General features: G+C 63.8%; 16 protein-coding genes and 1 riboswitch. Of the genes, 9 read left to right on the top strand and 7 right to left on the bottom strand.

What is annotated here, in order from left to right; translation table 11 throughout:
• Nucleotides 1-18: 18 nt before the first annotated feature.
• Complete coding sequence (locus JLZ96_RS13800; RefSeq protein ID WP_201010380.1) at nucleotides 19-450, bottom strand: PPOX class F420-dependent oxidoreductase; 432 nt, start codon at nucleotides 448-450, stop codon at nucleotides 19-21.
• Entirely contained in the window at nucleotides 447-992 is a 546-nt protein-coding gene (locus JLZ96_RS13795) for a tetratricopeptide repeat protein (protein WP_201010379.1), read from the bottom strand. Before JLZ96_RS13795 ends, JLZ96_RS13800 begins: the two co-directional genes overlap by 4 nt.
• Nucleotides 993-1,282: 290 nt before the next feature.
• Here JLZ96_RS13795 and JLZ96_RS13790 point away from each other — a divergent pair, with 290 nt between their 5' ends.
• Nucleotides 1,283-1,753 (top strand): nuclear transport factor 2 family protein, encoded by a 471-nt coding sequence (locus tag JLZ96_RS13790; protein ID WP_027494954.1) that lies wholly within the window; start codon nucleotides 1,283-1,285, stop codon nucleotides 1,751-1,753.
• 79 nt (nucleotides 1,754-1,832) lie between these two features.
• Here JLZ96_RS13790 and JLZ96_RS13785 read toward each other — a convergent pair whose 3' ends face one another.
• The 4 genes from JLZ96_RS13785 to JLZ96_RS13770 form a co-directional block, all read right to left on the bottom strand.
• Nucleotides 1,833-2,621, bottom strand: a complete 789-nt coding sequence (locus tag JLZ96_RS13785; protein WP_201010378.1) for an ABC transporter ATP-binding protein — start codon at nucleotides 2,619-2,621, stop codon at nucleotides 1,833-1,835.
• Complete coding sequence (locus JLZ96_RS13780; protein WP_201010377.1) at nucleotides 2,618-3,643, bottom strand: iron ABC transporter permease; 1,026 nt, start codon at nucleotides 3,641-3,643, stop codon at nucleotides 2,618-2,620. Before JLZ96_RS13780 ends, JLZ96_RS13785 begins: the two co-directional genes overlap by 4 nt.
• A complete protein-coding gene (locus tag JLZ96_RS13775; RefSeq protein ID WP_201010376.1) occupies nucleotides 3,640-4,668 on the bottom strand; it encodes an ABC transporter substrate-binding protein in 1,029 nt (342 codons plus the stop codon). Before JLZ96_RS13775 ends, JLZ96_RS13780 begins: the two co-directional genes overlap by 4 nt.
• Nucleotides 4,669-4,709: 41 nt before the next feature.
• Nucleotides 4,710-4,852, bottom strand: a riboswitch (cobalamin riboswitch).
• On the bottom strand, nucleotides 4,844-6,043 hold the full coding sequence (locus JLZ96_RS13770; protein ID WP_201010375.1) for an MFS transporter: 1,200 nt from the start codon (nucleotides 6,041-6,043) through the stop codon (nucleotides 4,844-4,846). It overlaps the preceding riboswitch by 9 nt.
• Nucleotides 6,044-6,089: 46 nt before the next feature.
• On the opposite strand from JLZ96_RS13770, the gene JLZ96_RS13765 reads away from it, so the two are divergent.
• The 4 genes from JLZ96_RS13765 (at nucleotide 6,090) to JLZ96_RS13750 (ending at nucleotide 9,777) form a co-directional block, all read left to right on the top strand.
• Complete coding sequence (locus JLZ96_RS13765) at nucleotides 6,090-7,136, top strand: LacI family DNA-binding transcriptional regulator (RefSeq protein ID WP_236253956.1); 1,047 nt, start codon at nucleotides 6,090-6,092, stop codon at nucleotides 7,134-7,136.
• Nucleotides 7,137-7,219: 83 nt separating this feature from the next.
• Nucleotides 7,220-8,575, top strand: coding sequence for a bifunctional diguanylate cyclase/phosphodiesterase (locus JLZ96_RS13760; RefSeq protein ID WP_236253954.1), 1,356 nt, complete (start codon nucleotides 7,220-7,222; stop codon nucleotides 8,573-8,575).
• A 10-nt stretch (nucleotides 8,576-8,585) separates the two neighbouring features.
• Nucleotides 8,586-9,005, top strand: coding sequence for a TIGR03668 family PPOX class F420-dependent oxidoreductase (locus JLZ96_RS13755; protein WP_201010374.1), 420 nt, complete (start codon nucleotides 8,586-8,588; stop codon nucleotides 9,003-9,005).
• Nucleotides 9,006-9,222: 217 nt separating this feature from the next.
• Entirely contained in the window at nucleotides 9,223-9,777 is a 555-nt protein-coding gene (locus JLZ96_RS13750; protein ID WP_201010373.1) for a GNAT family N-acetyltransferase, read from the top strand.
• Here the strand turns inward: JLZ96_RS13750 and JLZ96_RS13745 are convergent.
• On the bottom strand, nucleotides 9,759-10,730 hold the full coding sequence (locus tag JLZ96_RS13745) for a hypothetical protein (RefSeq protein WP_032367600.1): 972 nt from the start codon (nucleotides 10,728-10,730) through the stop codon (nucleotides 9,759-9,761). The genes JLZ96_RS13750 and JLZ96_RS13745 overlap by 19 nt on opposite strands.
• Nucleotides 10,731-11,034: 304 nt before the next feature.
• On the opposite strand from JLZ96_RS13745, the gene lysX reads away from it, so the two are divergent.
• The 4 genes from lysX to JLZ96_RS13725 all read left to right on the top strand — a co-directional run bounded on the left by lysX (nucleotide 11,035) and on the right by JLZ96_RS13725 (nucleotide 17,032).
• Complete coding sequence (lysX, locus tag JLZ96_RS13740) at nucleotides 11,035-14,346, top strand: bifunctional lysylphosphatidylglycerol synthetase/lysine--tRNA ligase LysX (RefSeq protein WP_201010372.1); 3,312 nt, start codon at nucleotides 11,035-11,037, stop codon at nucleotides 14,344-14,346.
• Between the two features lie 109 nt (nucleotides 14,347-14,455).
• The gene (locus JLZ96_RS13735; RefSeq protein ID WP_201010370.1) at nucleotides 14,456-15,352 is read left to right on the top strand and encodes an alpha/beta fold hydrolase; all 897 of its coding nucleotides are present in this window, start codon (nucleotides 14,456-14,458) and stop codon (nucleotides 15,350-15,352) included.
• Nucleotides 15,353-15,452: 100 nt separating this feature from the next.
• Nucleotides 15,453-16,457 (top strand): beta-ketoacyl-ACP synthase III, encoded by a 1,005-nt coding sequence (locus JLZ96_RS13730; RefSeq protein WP_167330128.1) that lies wholly within the window; start codon nucleotides 15,453-15,455, stop codon nucleotides 16,455-16,457.
• Between the two features lie 173 nt (nucleotides 16,458-16,630).
• The gene (locus tag JLZ96_RS13725) at nucleotides 16,631-17,032 is read left to right on the top strand and encodes a PPOX class F420-dependent oxidoreductase (protein ID WP_201010369.1); all 402 of its coding nucleotides are present in this window, start codon (nucleotides 16,631-16,633) and stop codon (nucleotides 17,030-17,032) included.
• Nucleotides 17,033-17,079 lie beyond the last annotated feature (47 nt).

The following is a 17,079-nucleotide window of genomic DNA, read 5'->3' as shown; positions in this document are numbered from 1 at the left end:
AGTGGACTGCCTAGGCGATCAGGTGAGGCTTTCGCCATAGACGTGGTCGACGGCGATGGTCACCAGAACTCGGCGATCCGCGGCCATCGCGGCGCGGTATTCGTTCCAGTCGGGGTGCTCTCCGGCGGCGGCGCGGTAGTAGTCGACCAGCGCATCGATTTCGGGGCTGTTCGGGTTCGCGCCCGGTCCGGTGAGGGTGACGGATCCTTCTGCTGTTGCCCAGGCCTTGCCGTCGGCGCTGGTCACTTCGAGTGCAGCGCGCGGGTCTCGGCGTAGGTTGGCCGTTTTCGCTCGTCCTTCGGTGACCGAAATCTTGATTGTTCGCTCGGTGCGATCGTAGAACGGCGTCACCGGCGACAGTTGCGGCAGGCCGCTCGCTTTTATCGTGGCGAGTACGCCGAGTCGGCTGTGCTCGAGGAGGTCGTGTGGATCGAATGCTCCGCTGGTCATGGCTTCACCTCGGGGTCGTCGAGCGAACTGGCACGATCATGGTGGGCAACACGGTCGTCGGTGCCGTTGTTCCTCGGCCTGTCGGTACGGAGGTCGTCGGCATATGTTCCGATTGCGCGACGGTATGTGCCGAGCGCAGGCTTCGCTGCCTGCAGTGCCGCCTTCAGCGCGCCAGCACCATCGCCCAGATCCCACAGGATCAGGGCATTGAATGCAGCTCGCGCAGAGGAGAATTCGTCGGAAAACTCGAAGTCTTCCAACACACGCGACGCCTCCTGGAGTCGGCCGACATTACGCAGCGAACTGGCGAGCTGAATTCTGGCCTTGCTCTCGTGCACGGAATCGAGCCCACTCGACAGCGCCGCCTCGTACAACGGAATCGCAGCCGATTCTTCGCCCAGAAAATCCTCGAGCGACGCACGTTCGAACAGTGTCCGTGCTCGGGAAAGCCTTGTCGCCGAGAGCAACTGATTCATCTCCGACCGCATCAGAGCAGGCTCGCCGTCATCTGCGTGGCACCAGAACGCAGCTATGGAGTCCATCTGGGCCCCCCGGGATTCGGCCGGACAGCGACCGACGAACGATATGCGCTCACGTTCGTCCCCTCACCAGTCCATCCTTGCAGAGCATGCCTACGCTTGGAACCTTCACTCTGTCATGTTCTCTGAACCGAAGCGAAGTACACGATCGGTGTGAGTCGTCATCGACGGTATCGGCCGGGCTGCGAACTCGAAAAGATGGTGAACAGCACCACCACCGACCTGGGTGAAGCCGGGTCTCGAAACGTCCCACTCGATTGACACGTCGGTGAACGGTAAGCAAACGTATAGCCATGCAACTGAGATTTCTGGCCGGCATCTCGACGGCCTTCGCATGCAAGCTTCTGCTGATGCGAGTGCTGACCCTCAAGTTGCAGCGAGACATCGAGGCGCTCAACAACGGAAACTATCGCCCACTGCTCTCGTCGTTCCACCGAGACGCGGTGCTCAAATTCGCCGACGGTGACAGCCGATGGTCGGGCACCCACCGCGGACGACCGGCAATCGAAAAGTTCTTCCAGGACTTCGTCGCCGCCGGCATCCGCGGGCAGGTCACGGAAATCTACAGCGGCGGAGCCCCCTGGCGCATGACCCTCCTCGTCCGCTTCGACGACCAAGCACACGCAGCCGACGGCACCGAGTTGTACAGCAACCGAACGGTGCTCCTTGTCCGCACCAGCTGGGGCAAAATCGTCTCGCAAGAGGACTTCTTCGAGGACACCACACGCATCGACGCATTCGAGCGGAAATTGCGCCAACTTTAGATTCGGTCTCCCCTCCCCCGGTTTTGCCCCTTCCCCGGGTACTCAATGTGACATCTAATGGCCTTTTCGGGGGTCAATGTCACATCGAGTGGACTCCGGGGGCGGTCGGGCGGGGGCGGCGATAGGTCACCTGGGGGCAGTCGTCGGTATGCGAGACGCTGGCGTGCACGTTGTACACCTCGCGCACCAGGTGTTCGGTGATCACTTCGTGTGGGGTTCCCGATGCCACGATGCTGCCGTTGTTCAGGACGATGATGCGGTTGCAGAACATGGCGGCGAGGTTGAGGTCGTGGAGGGCGATGTAACTGCTCAGGGGTAGTCCTGCGACGAGGGTGAGGATGTCGAGTTGGTGTTGGATGTCGAGGTGGTTGGTCGGCTCGTCGAGCAGTAGTTCGGTGGGTTGTTGAGTGAGGGCCCGTGCGATCTGGGCGCGTTGGCGCTCTCCGCCGGAGAGGGTGTGCCAGCGTCGGGTGGCTTTCGACGCCATAGCGGTGTCGGTGAGTGCCTGTTCGATCGCGGCGTCGTCGGCTGCTGTGTCTCCGCCGAGGATGCCGTGGTGGGGGATGCGGCCCAGGCGTACGACGTCGCGGACGGTGATGTCGACGTCGGTGTCGGAGTGTTGGTCGACCATCGCTACGCGGCGGGCGATGCTGCGACGACGTTGGGTGCGCAGGTTCTTTCCGTCGAGCAGCACGTCGCCGCTGTCGGGTGCCACGATGCCGGCGAGGATTCGTAGTAGCGACGATTTGCCGGAGCCGTTTGGGCCGATGAGCCCGATGGTCTCGCCCGGTTCCGGCGCGAAGCTGACGCCGTCGAGAATCGGGTTCCCGCCACGGGTCCACCGGATGTTGTTGACGTGCAACGTCATCGGGATCTCCTGAGTCGAAACAGAATGAGCGCGAATGCCGGCACGCCGATGAGTGCGGTCACCACTCCGACGGGTATCTCCTGCGGGGCGAACAGCGTTCGGGCGATGGTGTCGACCCACACCATGAAGATCGCGCCGATGACCACCGTCGTCGGCAGCAGCCGTCGATGCCGTGCGCCGACGAAAAAACGTGCGGCGTGCGGCAGAACGAGACCCACGAACCCGATGGCTCCGGCGGCGCTGACGAGCGAGGCCGTGATCAGTGCGGTGATGACCAACAACAGGATTCGCACCCACTTGACCGGAACACCGAGGGACGCGGCCGCGTCGTGCCCGAATGTGAAGGCGTCGAGGGCCGAGGTGTTGAACAGACACACCACCATTCCGAGCAGCGCAACAGATCCGCACAGCACCACGTCCGTCCAGTCGGCACCGCTCAGCGATCCGAGGAGCCAGAACAGCACGCCGCGTGTCTGTTCGGCGTCGGCCGAGGAAATGACGATGAACGACGTCAAGGCCGAGAACAGCTGCGTCCCCGCGACCCCGGCCAGCACCACGCGGTCGTTTCCGCCGCCTGCCCCTGCGGCCAGCAGCATCACCAGGACGAACGAGAGCAGCGCACCGGCGAATGCCCCTGTGGACAAGGACAATGCGCCACCGCCGACGCCGAGAACCGCGACGAGGACCGCTCCGGTAGATGCACCAGACGAAATGCCCAGGACGAAGGGATCGGCGAGGGGGTTGCGCAGCAGTGATTGCATGATCGCCCCGCACAGCGCGAGACCCGCGCCGCACACGGCGGCCAGCAAGGTCCGGGGCAGGCGCAGCTCCCAGACGATTCCGTCCTGGATGCGACCGACTCCCGAACTCCCGATACCCATGTGCGTCAGTATCACTCGATACACGTCGGGCACCGACACGTTCGCGGGTCCGATGGTGACGGCGACGCCGATCGAGAGCACCAACAACGCCGATCCTGCGAGCAGTAGTGGGACGAGCACCCCGCGATCGGTGCGGCTCATCGCGACGCCATTCCCCAATCCTGCAGGGCAGCCGCAACTTTCTCGACACCGTCGATCGTCCGAATGGACGGGTTCAGATCGGCACCGTTGACGACGATGTACCGCTTGTTCTCGACGGCGGGCATTCGGTTCGTGACCGAATTCGACTCCAGGAAGCCGATTTTGCTGTCCAGGGCGTCCCCGGCGATACTGCGTCGACTCAGATCTGCGAGCACCAGTGCAGTCGGGTTGCGATCGAGCACACTCTCCCAATTGACCTGTGGCCATTCGTCGGTGGTGTCGGCATAGATGTTCTCGGCGCCGACGGAGTCGGTGATGATGCCCGACGATCCGCAGCAACCGGCCATGTACGGCGTATCGGTGTCGGCGAACCAGTAGGCCAACGACACACCTGACGCGTCGACCGAACCGGAGGCCTTCTCGAACCGATCCTGCAGTTCGGCGACCAGGCGCTCGCCACGGTCTCGCACGTCGAAGACCGCAGCGAGATCACGAATCTCCCGATAGACGGTGTCGATCACCAGCGGCTCCGTGCGAGCACCGTCGGAATTGACGCTTTCGTCGGTCTTGCCCTGACAGTCGGTGGGCGAGAGATAGTTCGGGACGCCGAGTTGCTCGAACCTGCTCCGATCTGCGACTCCCCCGGGTCCGAGGGTGCCGCCGAAGGACGCGGACACGAAATCGGGCTCGGTATCCAACACGACCTCGAGCGATGGCTTGTTGTCCGCGAGCCTCGGCACCCTGGCGTTCTCGGATTCGAGGTTCGAGCGGACCGGGTCGGTCCAGGTGGCGGTGCCCACCATCCGGTCTGCGAGGCCGAGCGAGAGCAGTATTTCCGTCGAGCTCTGGTTCAACGACACCGCGCGTTGCGGTGGTGCGTCGACGACGACGTCGCGTCCGCAGTTCTCGATGGTCAGGGGATAGTTCCCGGAGGTGACGGTGGACGCGTCGGGGGTCGACGCGGTCGAACAACCGGAGACCAGAAGGATGGAGACAGCGCCTAGTGCGGCGAGAGAGGTACGCATCGAAGAGCTTCCTGCTTGGGGCTCGTGTCGCGGAGCCGCGGGTGGGGTTCGATCACGACGTCCGAGCATTCGGACTTCGAGCTCTCACCCGTCACCGTTGCGCGCCAGCTCCGGAATTGCACCGGATTCCCTCGTTCGTCGCGTGCTGACCCTATCGCGCGAGAGCGCCGAGAGGTCAGTGCGCCGGCGTCGAGACCGGTACCGACGGATACGAGCTCGGAAAGGCTCTGCGCGCGACCACTACGACGGTGAGTGCCACAGCCACCAGGATCGTCGCCGCAGCGGTCACCGCCCCGATACCCCTGGCGTCGACGACGACGCCTCCCACCAGGGCCCCGGTGGCAATGGCCAGTTGGAAGGCGACGACATAGATCGCCGACGCCTTGTCGGCGTCGGCAGGGGCGGCCCGAACCACGGCGGACTGGATGCAGACCGGCAGTGTGGTGAAGGCCAGACCCCACAACGCGATCGCCCCGACAGCAAGGACGGCCAGGCTGCCCGGTGCTGCGCTGAGGGTGCCCCACAGGATCGCCGTCGCGGCCGCGACGGCACCCAGAGCAGCGATGGTGGAGGGCCGCGGCCAACGGTCGTACGTTCTGCCGATCACCCAGATACCGACGACCCCGAACAAACCGTAGAGCATCAACATCAGCGTCAGAGTGGTTCCGGCCGAACCGATTGCGCGATCGACGATGAGCGAGAAGTACGTGTACGCGGCGAAATGGCCGAGGACGGCCAGGAACGTCACTCCACACAGGATCGCCAGGGTGCCGTCGAGCACGCCCGGTGATTTCTTGCCGCGCGCAGCTGCTCGGGTGACCGGTAGTGCAGGGAGGACGAAGTAGAGCGCCACCGCGATAGCGGCGGCGACGACACCGAGAATCGTTGCAGCAGTGCGCCACCCGAACCACTGACCCATGGCCGCGGTGATCGGATTACCGGCGACCAACGCCAACGAGGTGCCGGCGTACACCGTGGCGATCGCTTTTCCTTGCTTACCGGGAAGTGCGAGTGACGCCGCGACGGGTGCGACCACGGCCCAGAAGACTCCGTGGGTCGCCGCGCACAGCATCCTCGACAGCACCAGCATCGGGTACCCGACGGACACCGCGGAGAGCAGTTGCGAAAAGGCCAGTGCCGCAACGGTGATGACGACGACCCGTCGCCGTGGCCAGTCGCGTACGAACCTGATCAACGGCATGGTCATGACGGCGACGCCGTATGCGTAGAAGGTCAGCAGCAGACCGACCGCGGATTCGCCGACGCCGAGATCGCCCGAGATCTCCGGAAGCAGACCCACGGGCAACGTTTCGGCCGTGACATAGATGAAGGCGGCTGCACCGAGGACCAGCAGCTTGGGGAGGGGCGACGACATGGTGTGTATCGTTACACAGATCGTCGACACGCGCTAAGGTGGCCCCGTGAACAATCGGGTGACGATGGCCGACGTCGCGGCGTCTGCGGGAGTCTCCACCATGAGCGTCTCGTATACCTACAACCAACCCGACCGCGTCTCGCCTGCCACCCGAGACCGCGTCCACGCAGCGGCGGCGGCCCTCGGATACGCAGGTCCCAACCGCGCGGCACGCTCGCTTCGCAGCGGAAAGCACAACAGCATCGGCGTCGTACTCGGTGAAAAACTCACCTATGCCTTCGAGGATCCCCAGGCCCGACGGTTCCTCTCGGGCATCGCCGACGCGTGTCTCGACGCCGACACCGCGCTGGTGATGTTGCCTAATCTGCACCGCGACAGCGACATTGCGAGAATTCGCGACGCGCAGGTCGACGGCTACGTCGTCTGGACCACCGGCGTCGACGACCCCGTCCTCGACGTGCTCGTCGGCACCGGTCGACCCACCTGCGTCCAGGGCGGCCCCCAGCATCCGGGATTGAACTCCATCGGAATCGACGACCGCGCTGCAGCCGACGCGATCGCCACCATTGCTCTGCGCAATCGACGTCGGCCCGCGATCGTTGCGCTACGACCCGATTCGCGACGCGAATCGACGGTGGTGCACGGCGCCGACGCGTCGGACATCTCGATGCCGGTGACTCGCGCACGACTCGAGGGCTACCGCGATGCGTGCATGCGTCGAGGAATCGAATGGTCGACGGTACCGACGCTGTTCACCACCCACAATTCGCGCGAAGAGGGCGCACGGGCAGCACGACTGTTGTTGCGCGACAACGTCGTCGATGTGATGTTCGCGATGAGCGACGAACTCGCCTTCGGCGCACTCGACGCGGCGACGGGTGCCGGGATCGACATTCCCGGCCACGTCGCACTGACCGGATGGGACGACTCCCCTGCAGCGGCGGCGGCCCACTTGACCACCGTCGCGCAATCGTTGTTCGACCAGGGCCGATCGGCGGCCCGGTGGGTGCTCGGTCTCAGCGACGCCGTCGACGCGGCGGTATGGAACATCGAGACGCGAGGGTCGACGGGCACGCTGCGTGAGGGCCAGTAAAAAGGGCGCGCTCCCCGTTTATAGGCGTTAAGCAAACTCTTCGGCTAGTATCGCCGGTGGCCGTCCGGCTACGAGGGGGCACTGTGAGTCGAGAACACGACACGCCGCTCCGCCGTGCCGACCCCAACCCGACGCTCGACGCCCTCACCGGGCTTGCGAACCGGAACGAAATCCTGGCCACCATCACCGCCGCGCTGGTCGACCTAGGCCCTGACCAGCACTTCAGCGTCCTCCTCGTCGACATCGACGGCTTCCGTGAATTCAACGACGCGCTCGGACCGGCCCAGGGCGACGAGCTGCTGTGCATGGTCGCCGACCGACTCACCGCATCGACCCGACCCGGGGACACCATCGGCCGACTCACCGGGGACGAATTCGTCATCGTCGCCTACGGCTGCCATTCCCTGGCAGCCCGAGCGATGGCCGCGGGGTTCGCCAGCATCTTCGAGCCCCCCTTCGAGCTCGGCGGCCGTCAACTCACCCTCACCGCCAGCGTCGGTGTCGCGTCCACCACCGGCAGCACCGATCGCGCCACCCAGCTGGTACACAACGCCACCGCCGCCATGCATGCCGCCAAAGCCACCGGCCGCAACCGGCATCACATCTTCACCGACGAGCTGCACCACACCAACCGCACGCGGCTCGAGCTCCTCGAACGACTGCGCGGAGTCGCCATGACCGCGCGCGAGCTCACCATGGTCTACCAACCCATCGTCGAACTCGCGACCGGAGCCGTCGTCGGAGCCGAAGCCCTCGTTCGCTGGAACCACCCCGAGCTCGGACTCCTGATGCCCGACGCCTTCATCCCCCTCGCCGAAGACAACGACCTGATAATCCCCCTGAGCATGTGGATTCTCACCGACGTCGCGGCAACCATCGCAGACTGGCAATCCCGCGCGATCATGCTCCAGGTCGGTGTCAACGTCAGCCCCGCACACTTCGCCGCAGGAACCCTGGCCACCGACGTCATCGACATCGTCGACACCCACGGCATCGAACGCGGTCGACTCGCACTCGAACTCGCCGAATCGCAGACGCTGCACGACCTCGACGCCGTGCACTACCAACTCCGCGACGTCCAACGCCACGGCGTCCTCATCGCCATCGACGACTTCGGCTCCGGCTTCTCCTCCCTCGAACGACTCGCCACCCTCCCCGTCGACATCCTCAAAATCGACAGATCCCTCACTCAACACCTCGACAGCACCAACCTCCACCGACGCCGCGCCATGACCACCCTCTGCACCGCCCTCGTCGACGTCACCACCACCCTCGGCAAAGACACCGTCATCGAAGGCATCGAGACCACCGAACAACTCCGAATCTGCACCGACATGGGCGTAACCTTCGGCCAAGGACACCTCCTCGGACGACCCATGCCCGTCGCCGAACTGGAGCAATACATCACCCGACACAGCAGCCACAGCGAATCCGCATGAGGAACCGAACGTGAAGATAGACAACGAAATTCAACGCTTCACCGACGCACCCCGCGCCCAACTCTCCACCGTCAACCCCAACGGCACCCCACACCTGGTCCCCATCGTCTACGCCGTCGCACCCACCGGCGACCGCATCTACACAGCCATCGACTGGAAACCCAAAACCACCCAGAAACTGCAGCGACTCGACAACATCCACGCCGACCCCGCCGTCAGCCTCATCGTCGACCACTACTCCGACGACTGGTCCCAACTCTGGTGGATCCGCGCCGACGGCAACGCCCGCATCGTCGACGCGGGCAGCGCCGAAGGCACAGTCGGTACCGACACCCTCGTCGCGAAATACAGCCAATACAAGAACAACCGACCCGAGGGGCCGGTCATCGTCATCGACAAACTGTCCTGGAGATCGTGGTCCGCTTCCTGATCGTTTTACTTCCTCTCCCCCAGCATCGCCCACCCCACTACCGCCTGACCACTCCCGGCTGACACCACTACCGTCTGACACCACTACTGTCTGACCACTCAATGTGACATCCGGTGGCCCTTTCGACCGTCAATGGCACATCGAGTGGACTGCACATGGGTCGGAGGGCACCGAAAAACCAGTGGAATCGGCATTAGCAGGGAGTCAGACTGTCTCAATGGTCAGCAAACCTCCCGTTCGGATTGTCACCGACCGTCTCGTGGTTCGACGCGAGACGGCAGACGATGCTGTCGTCATTGCCGAAACGATCGAGCGAAATCGGGTCCGCCTGCTGCCGTGGCTCGGTTGGGCCACCGAGGACGCTGCAAACAGGTCGGCGCAGATCGTCCGCATCGCGGAAAGCCGGAAGCTGTGGGACGCCGACGAAATGTACGACTACGGGATTTTCGGTCGATCCACCAGCGCATTCCTGGGGAAGATTGCATTGCACCGACGAGTCGGACCGGGTGGGATCGAAATAGGGTACTGGCTCGACAGTGCAGCCGAGGGTGACGGCATCATCTCCGAAGCCACCGCGACCCTCACGCAAGAGGCATTGAAACTCGCAGACGTCGATCGCGTCGAAATTCATTGCGATGCAGCCAATTCGAGGAGTCGAGCCGTTCCGCGGCGGCTGGGTTTCGTCCTCGACAGGATCGAGCCGCGAGCCTTGGCCGCTGCGGCCGAAACCGGCGACCACATGATTTGGGTGTATCAGCCCGATCGGCGGTAGGACGGGTCGACGGTGACGTGGGGGCGCGGACGCGCGAGCGCCTGTCGGTACCGAGACCGCAGGTCGGAGAGAACACGTTCCGGATCGTCGCGAATATCGCTCGGCAGGTGAGTCACGACAATGATGCCGGCGTTCTGAGCGCGCTCCCGTCGTTCCACGGTGGCGCGGTGCGCCGCGGGTGACAGGTGATATTCGAGCGAGTCGATCTCCCAGTCGAGGGCGACGTCGTCGAGCCAATTGTCGGCCACCAGCAGCAACCTGCCCGACTCGTCGCGAACCGCGACATTGTGCGTCATCGGGGGAAGACCGCTGCGCGCGTACAACTTCTGCGCGTGTGCTTCGGCAACGGAGTGCGCGCCGGCGGCCAGTTCGCGAAGTACTCGACGAGGCATCGCGGTTCCACGCGTGGTGCCGGCGTCCAGTTCCTTCATGATCGCCTCGATCGTTGCGGCACCCCGCTGAACGACACTGGCAACGAGCGCCATGCACTGCTCGGCGTTCTTCATGCGACGAATCGCGTCGCACAGACACCGAACAACCGGCGCGACGGGAAGACCCGACTTACTTTCCGCCGTTGGCATCCGCCACGTACGTTCCACCGCGGCGAAGCTCACGGACCTGCGGTGCTGCGCCTCGGGAATGAGCACGAACGTCTCCTCGAACGAGCCGGATGTACCGAGACCATGCAACGCCAGCCCGGCCCGACCACTGATGACGCCATCACGACCGCAATAGATGGAAGCGGCAACCGCCCGCTCCAAGGGCGTCAGCGAACGGTTCTTCAAGAACACCAGGCCAGGTAGCGCCCGTGACCAGATACCGTCCGGCAGCGTGCGCCGAACAATCGTCTTCGACGCGACGCCGAGTTCGAGAAGATGAGCAGTCCGCACCAGCCCGCGATCCGATGCGGCCGCAATTACCCTCGCATCGACCCGTGCGCCGCCCCTCTTCATACAGACGATCGTGCACGCTCGGCCGAACACCGATCGCACCCGACGTCGCACTATCAACAGCCCTGTGGACAACCGAAGGCCTGTGGACAAACGCATACAGGAAGGGTGGCCCACACTCTGACTCGAGCACGGCCAGGCGCGCTCTCGTGACCGGCCGCGAGTCCACTCGATGTGCCATTGACTGCCGGAAAGGCCACCAAATGTCACATTGAGTGGACGGCGGGGCGGCAACAGGCAACCCACCCACCTCAGCGGGGATACCGTCTATCTTGCAACTCGTGCGTTCTTATTTCGGGAGTGAGACATGACGGCGACAGCAGTTCCCTCGGATCGGTCGGGTACTACGGGACCACGGTCGTTTTCGCCGCCGCAGCGCGGTCGGTTGAGTGAGGTTCCGCATATCGCGGGGCTGGTGCTCGGTGTGTTCGCGGCGGCGTTGTTTCTGTGGAGTCTGTCGCCCACTTTGCGGTATCTGGTTCATGCGCCGCGGGAGTATGTCGACACGTATTACTTCGATGCTCCGGATACGAGTTTGTCGTGGGCTCTCGTTGTCGGGTTGTTGGCGGCGGCGTTGGCGAGTCGGAAGCGTATTGCGTGGTGGTTGCTGACGATCTATTTGGTGTTGTTGGCGATCACGAACGTCGCGGAGGGCATCGAGGACAAGAACGTCAGTTCGTGGATTGCGTTGGCGGTTCATGTCGTCGTGACGGGTCTGCTGATCGCGTCGCGCAAGGAGTTCTACACGCGGGTTCGGCGCGGTGCGGTGTGGAAGGCGCTCGGGGTGCTCGTGCTGGGAGCGGCCGTCGGCACGATTGTCGGGTGGGCGTTGGTGGCGTTGTTCCCGGGTTCGTTGCCGGAGGGTCAGACGTTCCTGTGGGCGTTCAACAGGGTGACGGCGTTGGCGACGGTGGACAACGAGCAGTTCGACGGAAGGCCGAACGGTTTCGTCAATACGGCGTTGGGACTGTTCGGAGCGCTGGCGTTGCTCGGTGCCGTGGTCACGTTGTTCCGGTCGCAACGGTCGAGCAATGCGTTGACCGGGCGCGACGAGTCGGCTCTGCGCGGCCTGCTCGACAAGTGGGGTGCCGACGATTCCCTCGGTTACTTCGCGACCCGCCGCGACAAGGGCGTCATCTTCGCCACCAGCGGCAAGGCGGCGGTGACGTATCGCGTCGAGGTCGGGGTGTGTCTGGCCAGTGGTGACCCGATCGGCAACCCCGAGGCGTGGCCACATGCGATATCCGAATGGCTCGACCTGGCCGAGAAGTACGGCTGGACCCCAGCTGTCATGGGGGCCAGCGAGATCGGGGCCACGGCCTACAAGCGGGCCGGCCTGAGTGTTCTCGAACTCGGCGACGAAGCGATCCTGAAAACCAAAGATTTCAACCTCAATGGACGCGAGATGCGTCCCGTGCGTCAGGCCGTCAACCGGGCTCGCAAAGCGGGTGTCGTGGTCACCGTGCGTCGTCATCGCGATATTTCGGCCGAGGAGATGGACGAGATCATTGCCTGCGCGGATGCGTGGCGCGATACCGAGACCGAGCGTGGTTTCTCGATGGCGCTGGGCCGGTTGGGCGATCCGCTCGACGGCGATTGTCTTCTGGTGCAGGCGGTTCAGGGCGAGAAGATCGTCGGTGTTCTGTCGCTGGTGCCGTGGGGTCGGACCGGCGCGTCGTTGGACCTGATGCGCCGCGATCCGGCGTCGCCGAACGGTGTCATCGAGTTGATGGTGACCGAACTTGCCACCGGCGCAGATCATTTCGGTGTCAGCAAGATTTCGCTGAACTTCGCGGTGTTCCGTGCTGCGTTCGAGGAGGGTAGTCGGATCGGGGCCGGTCCGGTCCTGCGAATCTGGCGCAGCGTATTGGTGTTCTTCTCGCGCTGGTGGCAGCTCGAGGCGCTGTATCGCTCGAATGTGAAGTACTTGCCGGAATGGGAGCCGCGCTACCTGTGCTTCGCCGACAATCGGGTGCTGCCGAAGGTCGGTGTCGCGTCGGCCATCGCCGAAGGCTTCTTGACTCTGCCGACCTTTCGGCGCGCCTCGAAGCACACCGGGTCCCACGTCGCGGTGCCGGCAGCGTTGGTCGACGCCGAGGACATTCATCCCGACGGCAGCGGACCCGAGACTCCCGCAGACGACACCGTGCCCGGCCGCAAACGTCCCGACCAGGTACGCGTGCGCATGGCCAAACTCGATCGTCTCGAAAGTGACGGCATCGAGGGCTATCCCGTCGCCTATCCCCCGACACACACCGTCGGTGAAGCGGCGGCTTCGCCCCAGGGCACGACCGTCCGAATTGCGGGTCGAATACTGCGCATTCGCGACTACGGCGGCGTGTCGTTCGCCGTCATCCGGGACTGGTCGGCCGATATTCAGGTGCTGTTCGACCGCGAACGCGTCGGCGACAGAATCGAGGAATTCGATGCCGACTTCGACCTGGGTGACCTCATCGAAGTCAGTGGCACCATCGGATACAGCAGGCGTGGTGAGCTGTCGCTGCTCGCCACCGAGTGGCGAATGAACGCCAAATGCCTGCACCCTCTACCCGACAAGTACCGCGGTCTGACCGATCCGGAAGCGCGAGTACGGCAGCGGTACGTGGACCTGGCGATCAACCGCGATGCGCGCGCGCTGATGATCGCACGCTCGAATGTGGTGAAGTCGCTTCGTGATTCACTGAGCGATCGCGGCTACATGGAGGTCGAGACACCGATCCTGCAGCAGGTACACGGCGGTGCGAACGCTGCCCCGTTCGTCACCCACATCAATGCCTACAACCTGGATCTGTACCTGCGCATCGCACCGGAGCTCTATCTCAAGCGGCTGTGCGTCGGCGGCATGGAGAAGGTCTTCGAGATCGGGCGAGTGTTCCGCAACGAGGGAGCGGACTTCAAGCACAATCCGGAGTTCACGATCCTCGAGGCGTACGAGGCACACAGTGACTACGAGCGCGCAATGGTGTTGTGCCGCGAACTGATTCAGCGTGCAGCCGTGGCAGCGCACGGCCGCGAAATCATTCTGCGTCCCGACGGCCCGGACGGCGAGATGATCGAGATCGACATCTCCGGAGAATGGCCCGTCAAGACACTGCACGGTGCCGTCGCCGAAAAATTGGGTGTTCCCGTCGAGCCGTCGACGCCCCTGGACGAGCTGCAGCGGCTGTGCGACGAGAACGCCATCCCCTACGAGAAGTCGTGGGACGCGGGTGCCGTCGCCCAGGGCATGTACGAGCACCTGGTGGAGGACTACACCGAATTCCCCACCTTCTACAAGGACTTCCCGACGTCGATGTCGCCGTTGACGAGACCGCATCGGAGCATCCCCGGCGTCGCCGAAAAGTGGGACCTGGTGGCGTGGGGGGTCGAACTGGGCACGGCCTACAGCGAGCTGACCGATCCCGTCGATCAACGTCGACGCCTCACCGAGCAGTCGTTGCTGGCTGCGGGTGGCGACGAAGAAGCGATGAGCTTGGACGAGGACTTCCTGCAGGCGCTCGAGCACGGGATGCCCCCGACCGGCGGCCTCGGAATGGGCGTCGACCGCGTCGTCATGCTCATCACCGGCGGCAGCATTCGCGAGACACTCGCATTTCCGCTGGCCAAACCGCGACAATGACGGTCTTCCCGAGGCGATCCTCCACGGGAAAGTTGCAAAACGGGGCGAATGATGGAAAATGGAGGCTTAAACAAACTTCGAGTAGGCAATGCATGGTGGGGACGAAAACATGGATCACGGGAATCGAACCGAGCGCGAGGCATTGTTTCCCGTGAAACATCCTCCCGGGCGGTACGTCGAAGTGGACGGCCAACGTCTGCATCTGTTCGTCCGGGGAACCGGCCCCACGATCGTTCTCTGCGGCGGCCTGGGCAGTAACTGGTTCGACTGGAACGACACCGTCGATATCTTGAGCGCACGACATCATGTCGTGGTTCTCGACCGCCCCGGCTTCGGACTCAGCGACCCTCTACCCGATGGCGCCACTCCCACCGTCCGCGGCGAGGCCGACAGGATCGTCGGCGTCCTCGACGCGCTCGGTGTCACCGAGCCGGCCGTCGTCGCGGGTCACTCGATTGCCGGCTTCTACGCAGAAGCAGTGGCCCGGCTGTACCCGTCGCGCATACGTGGTGTTCTTCTCCTGGACTCGAGCGCCGAGTCCGACCCCCGCCGCATCCTTCCGGCGGCTCTGCGAGTGCGCGCAGCGCATTTGCTGTCGACGCTACTGAGCCGCACGGGCCTTCAGCGACTCGTCGGTCCGCGCGTCCGACCGATACTCAACCAGGCGACGCCACCCGACGGAACACCGAAGGACGTCGTCGACTGGGTCGACGACATCTACCGCAGGCCTACCTATCTCACGGCTGCACTCGTCGAAGATGTCGTCTACCCGGACCTCGCGGCCGAATTGAACCGACTTCGGAAGAGACTGCCACTGGTCGTTCCCGTTATCGTCGCGGCCGCCCACACCGGACGCCCGTCCCCGTGGGGACGCAGATGGATCAAGACCCAACGCAAGCTGGCCACATACTTGCGAGCCGATTTCACCGTCGTCATACCCGCCCATCACCACGCCATGATCGACAAACCCGCCGAGGTTGCGGCGCTCATCACCGAACTGGTGTGAACCTCTCCCGTCGGCGCACGTAACGTGTGTCGACGAGCCCGTAGCCCAAGACCCGAGCCGAAGCTCGGCGATGGCGCGGTAGCACGAGAGGAAATTGAAGATGGTTGCGATCAGCACAACGCAAGGTCGACAGTCGAAGATGCTCGGTCTGGGCGTTCACCGCCCCGAACGAATAGTCACCAACGATGAGATCTGCGAGTTCATCGACTCCAGCGACGAGTGGATTCAGACGCGATCGGGCATCAAGAACCGCCGATTCGCCGACCCCGAAGAAAACGTCGTCCAGATGTCGATCTCGGCAGGCCGAAAAGCACTCGAAGCCAGCGGCATCTCCGCCGAGCAGGTCGACACCGTCATCGTCGCGACCTCCACACACCTCGAACTGACACCCCAAGCAGCCGCCAAGGTTGCCCACGGACTTGGCACCAAAGGACCGGCCGCGTTCGACATCTGCGCCGGATGCGCAGGCTTCTGCTACGCACTCGCCGTCGCATCGGACCTGGTCAAGGCCGGAACCTCGCAGTACGTCCTCGTCATCGGAGCCGAGCAGCTCAGCGTCACCACCGACCCGTACGACCGCACCACCCGCTTCATCTTCGCCGACGGCGCCGGAGCCGTAGTCGTCGGACAGAGCGACGAAACCGAAATCGGACCCGCCGTATGGGGATCCGACGGCTCGCAGTCCGACGCCATCGTGCAGACCACGGACTGGTACGAATACATCACGACAGCCAACATGGAACGACCCTGGATCAGGATGAACGGAATCTCCGTCTTCCGCTGGGCTGCATTCGAGATGGGCAAGGCCGCGCAGAAGGTACTCGACGTCGCCGGCATCAAAACCGACGAACTGCACGCCTTCATCCCTCACCAGGCCAACAGCCGCATCACCGATCTGCTGGCGAAGAGTCTCAACCTGGACGAAGGCACCGCCGTCGCCAACGACATCGCCGAAACCGGCAACACCTCGGCTGCGTCCATCCCCCTGGCAATGGAAGAACTACTGCGCACCGGAAAAGCCAAAGCAGGCGACACCGCACTCCTGCTCGCCTTCGGTGCAGGACTGTCCTACGCCGGACAAGTCGTCAAACTCCCGAAGCTGTAATCACTCCACCCGTCCGCAGCCCACACCCACCCGCAGTCCACCTATCCGCAGTCCACTCAATGTGACATTCAGTGACCTTTTCGGCAGTCAATGTCACGTTGAGTGGACTCGGGCCGGGTGGGCGGTCCGCCGAAGGTCTGGCCGAGTCAGCTTTCGGGTCGTAGTGTTGGTTCATGCCCAAGCCTCCGTTGCTCGTTGATGCTGTCGAGTTGCTGAAGAAGGCGAATCCCGCTGTCATGGCGGTGGTTCGTGCCGATGGAACTCCAATCACCGCGCCCACGTGGTATTTGTGGGAGGACGGGAAGATCGTGCTCAATTTCGATGCTTCACGTAAGCGGCTGGAGCACATTCGGGCGAATCCCAAGGTCTCGATTTCGGTGATGGACGAGGCCAGTTGGTATACGCATGTGACGGTGCACGGTTCGATCGAATTGCAGGACGACCCGGATCTGGTGGATATCGATCGCATCGCGACGCATTACACCGGCGAGCGGTATCCGGTTCGCGATCAGCCGCGCGTGACCGGTTACGTGACCGTCGACGCGTATGTGGGCTGGGGCAAGGTCGGTTCGTAGACGTCGCGTTGCCGCTTGCGACGGCCCAATTCAGGTGCAAGACTCCC

This window comes from Rhodococcus sp. NKCM2511, assembly GCF_014905595.1.
Taxonomy (GTDB): Bacteria; Actinomycetota; Actinomycetes; order Mycobacteriales; family Mycobacteriaceae; genus Rhodococcoides; species Rhodococcoides fascians.
The sequence above is the reverse complement of the archived record's forward strand: the minus strand, read 5'-3'. Positions and strand labels throughout refer to the sequence as shown.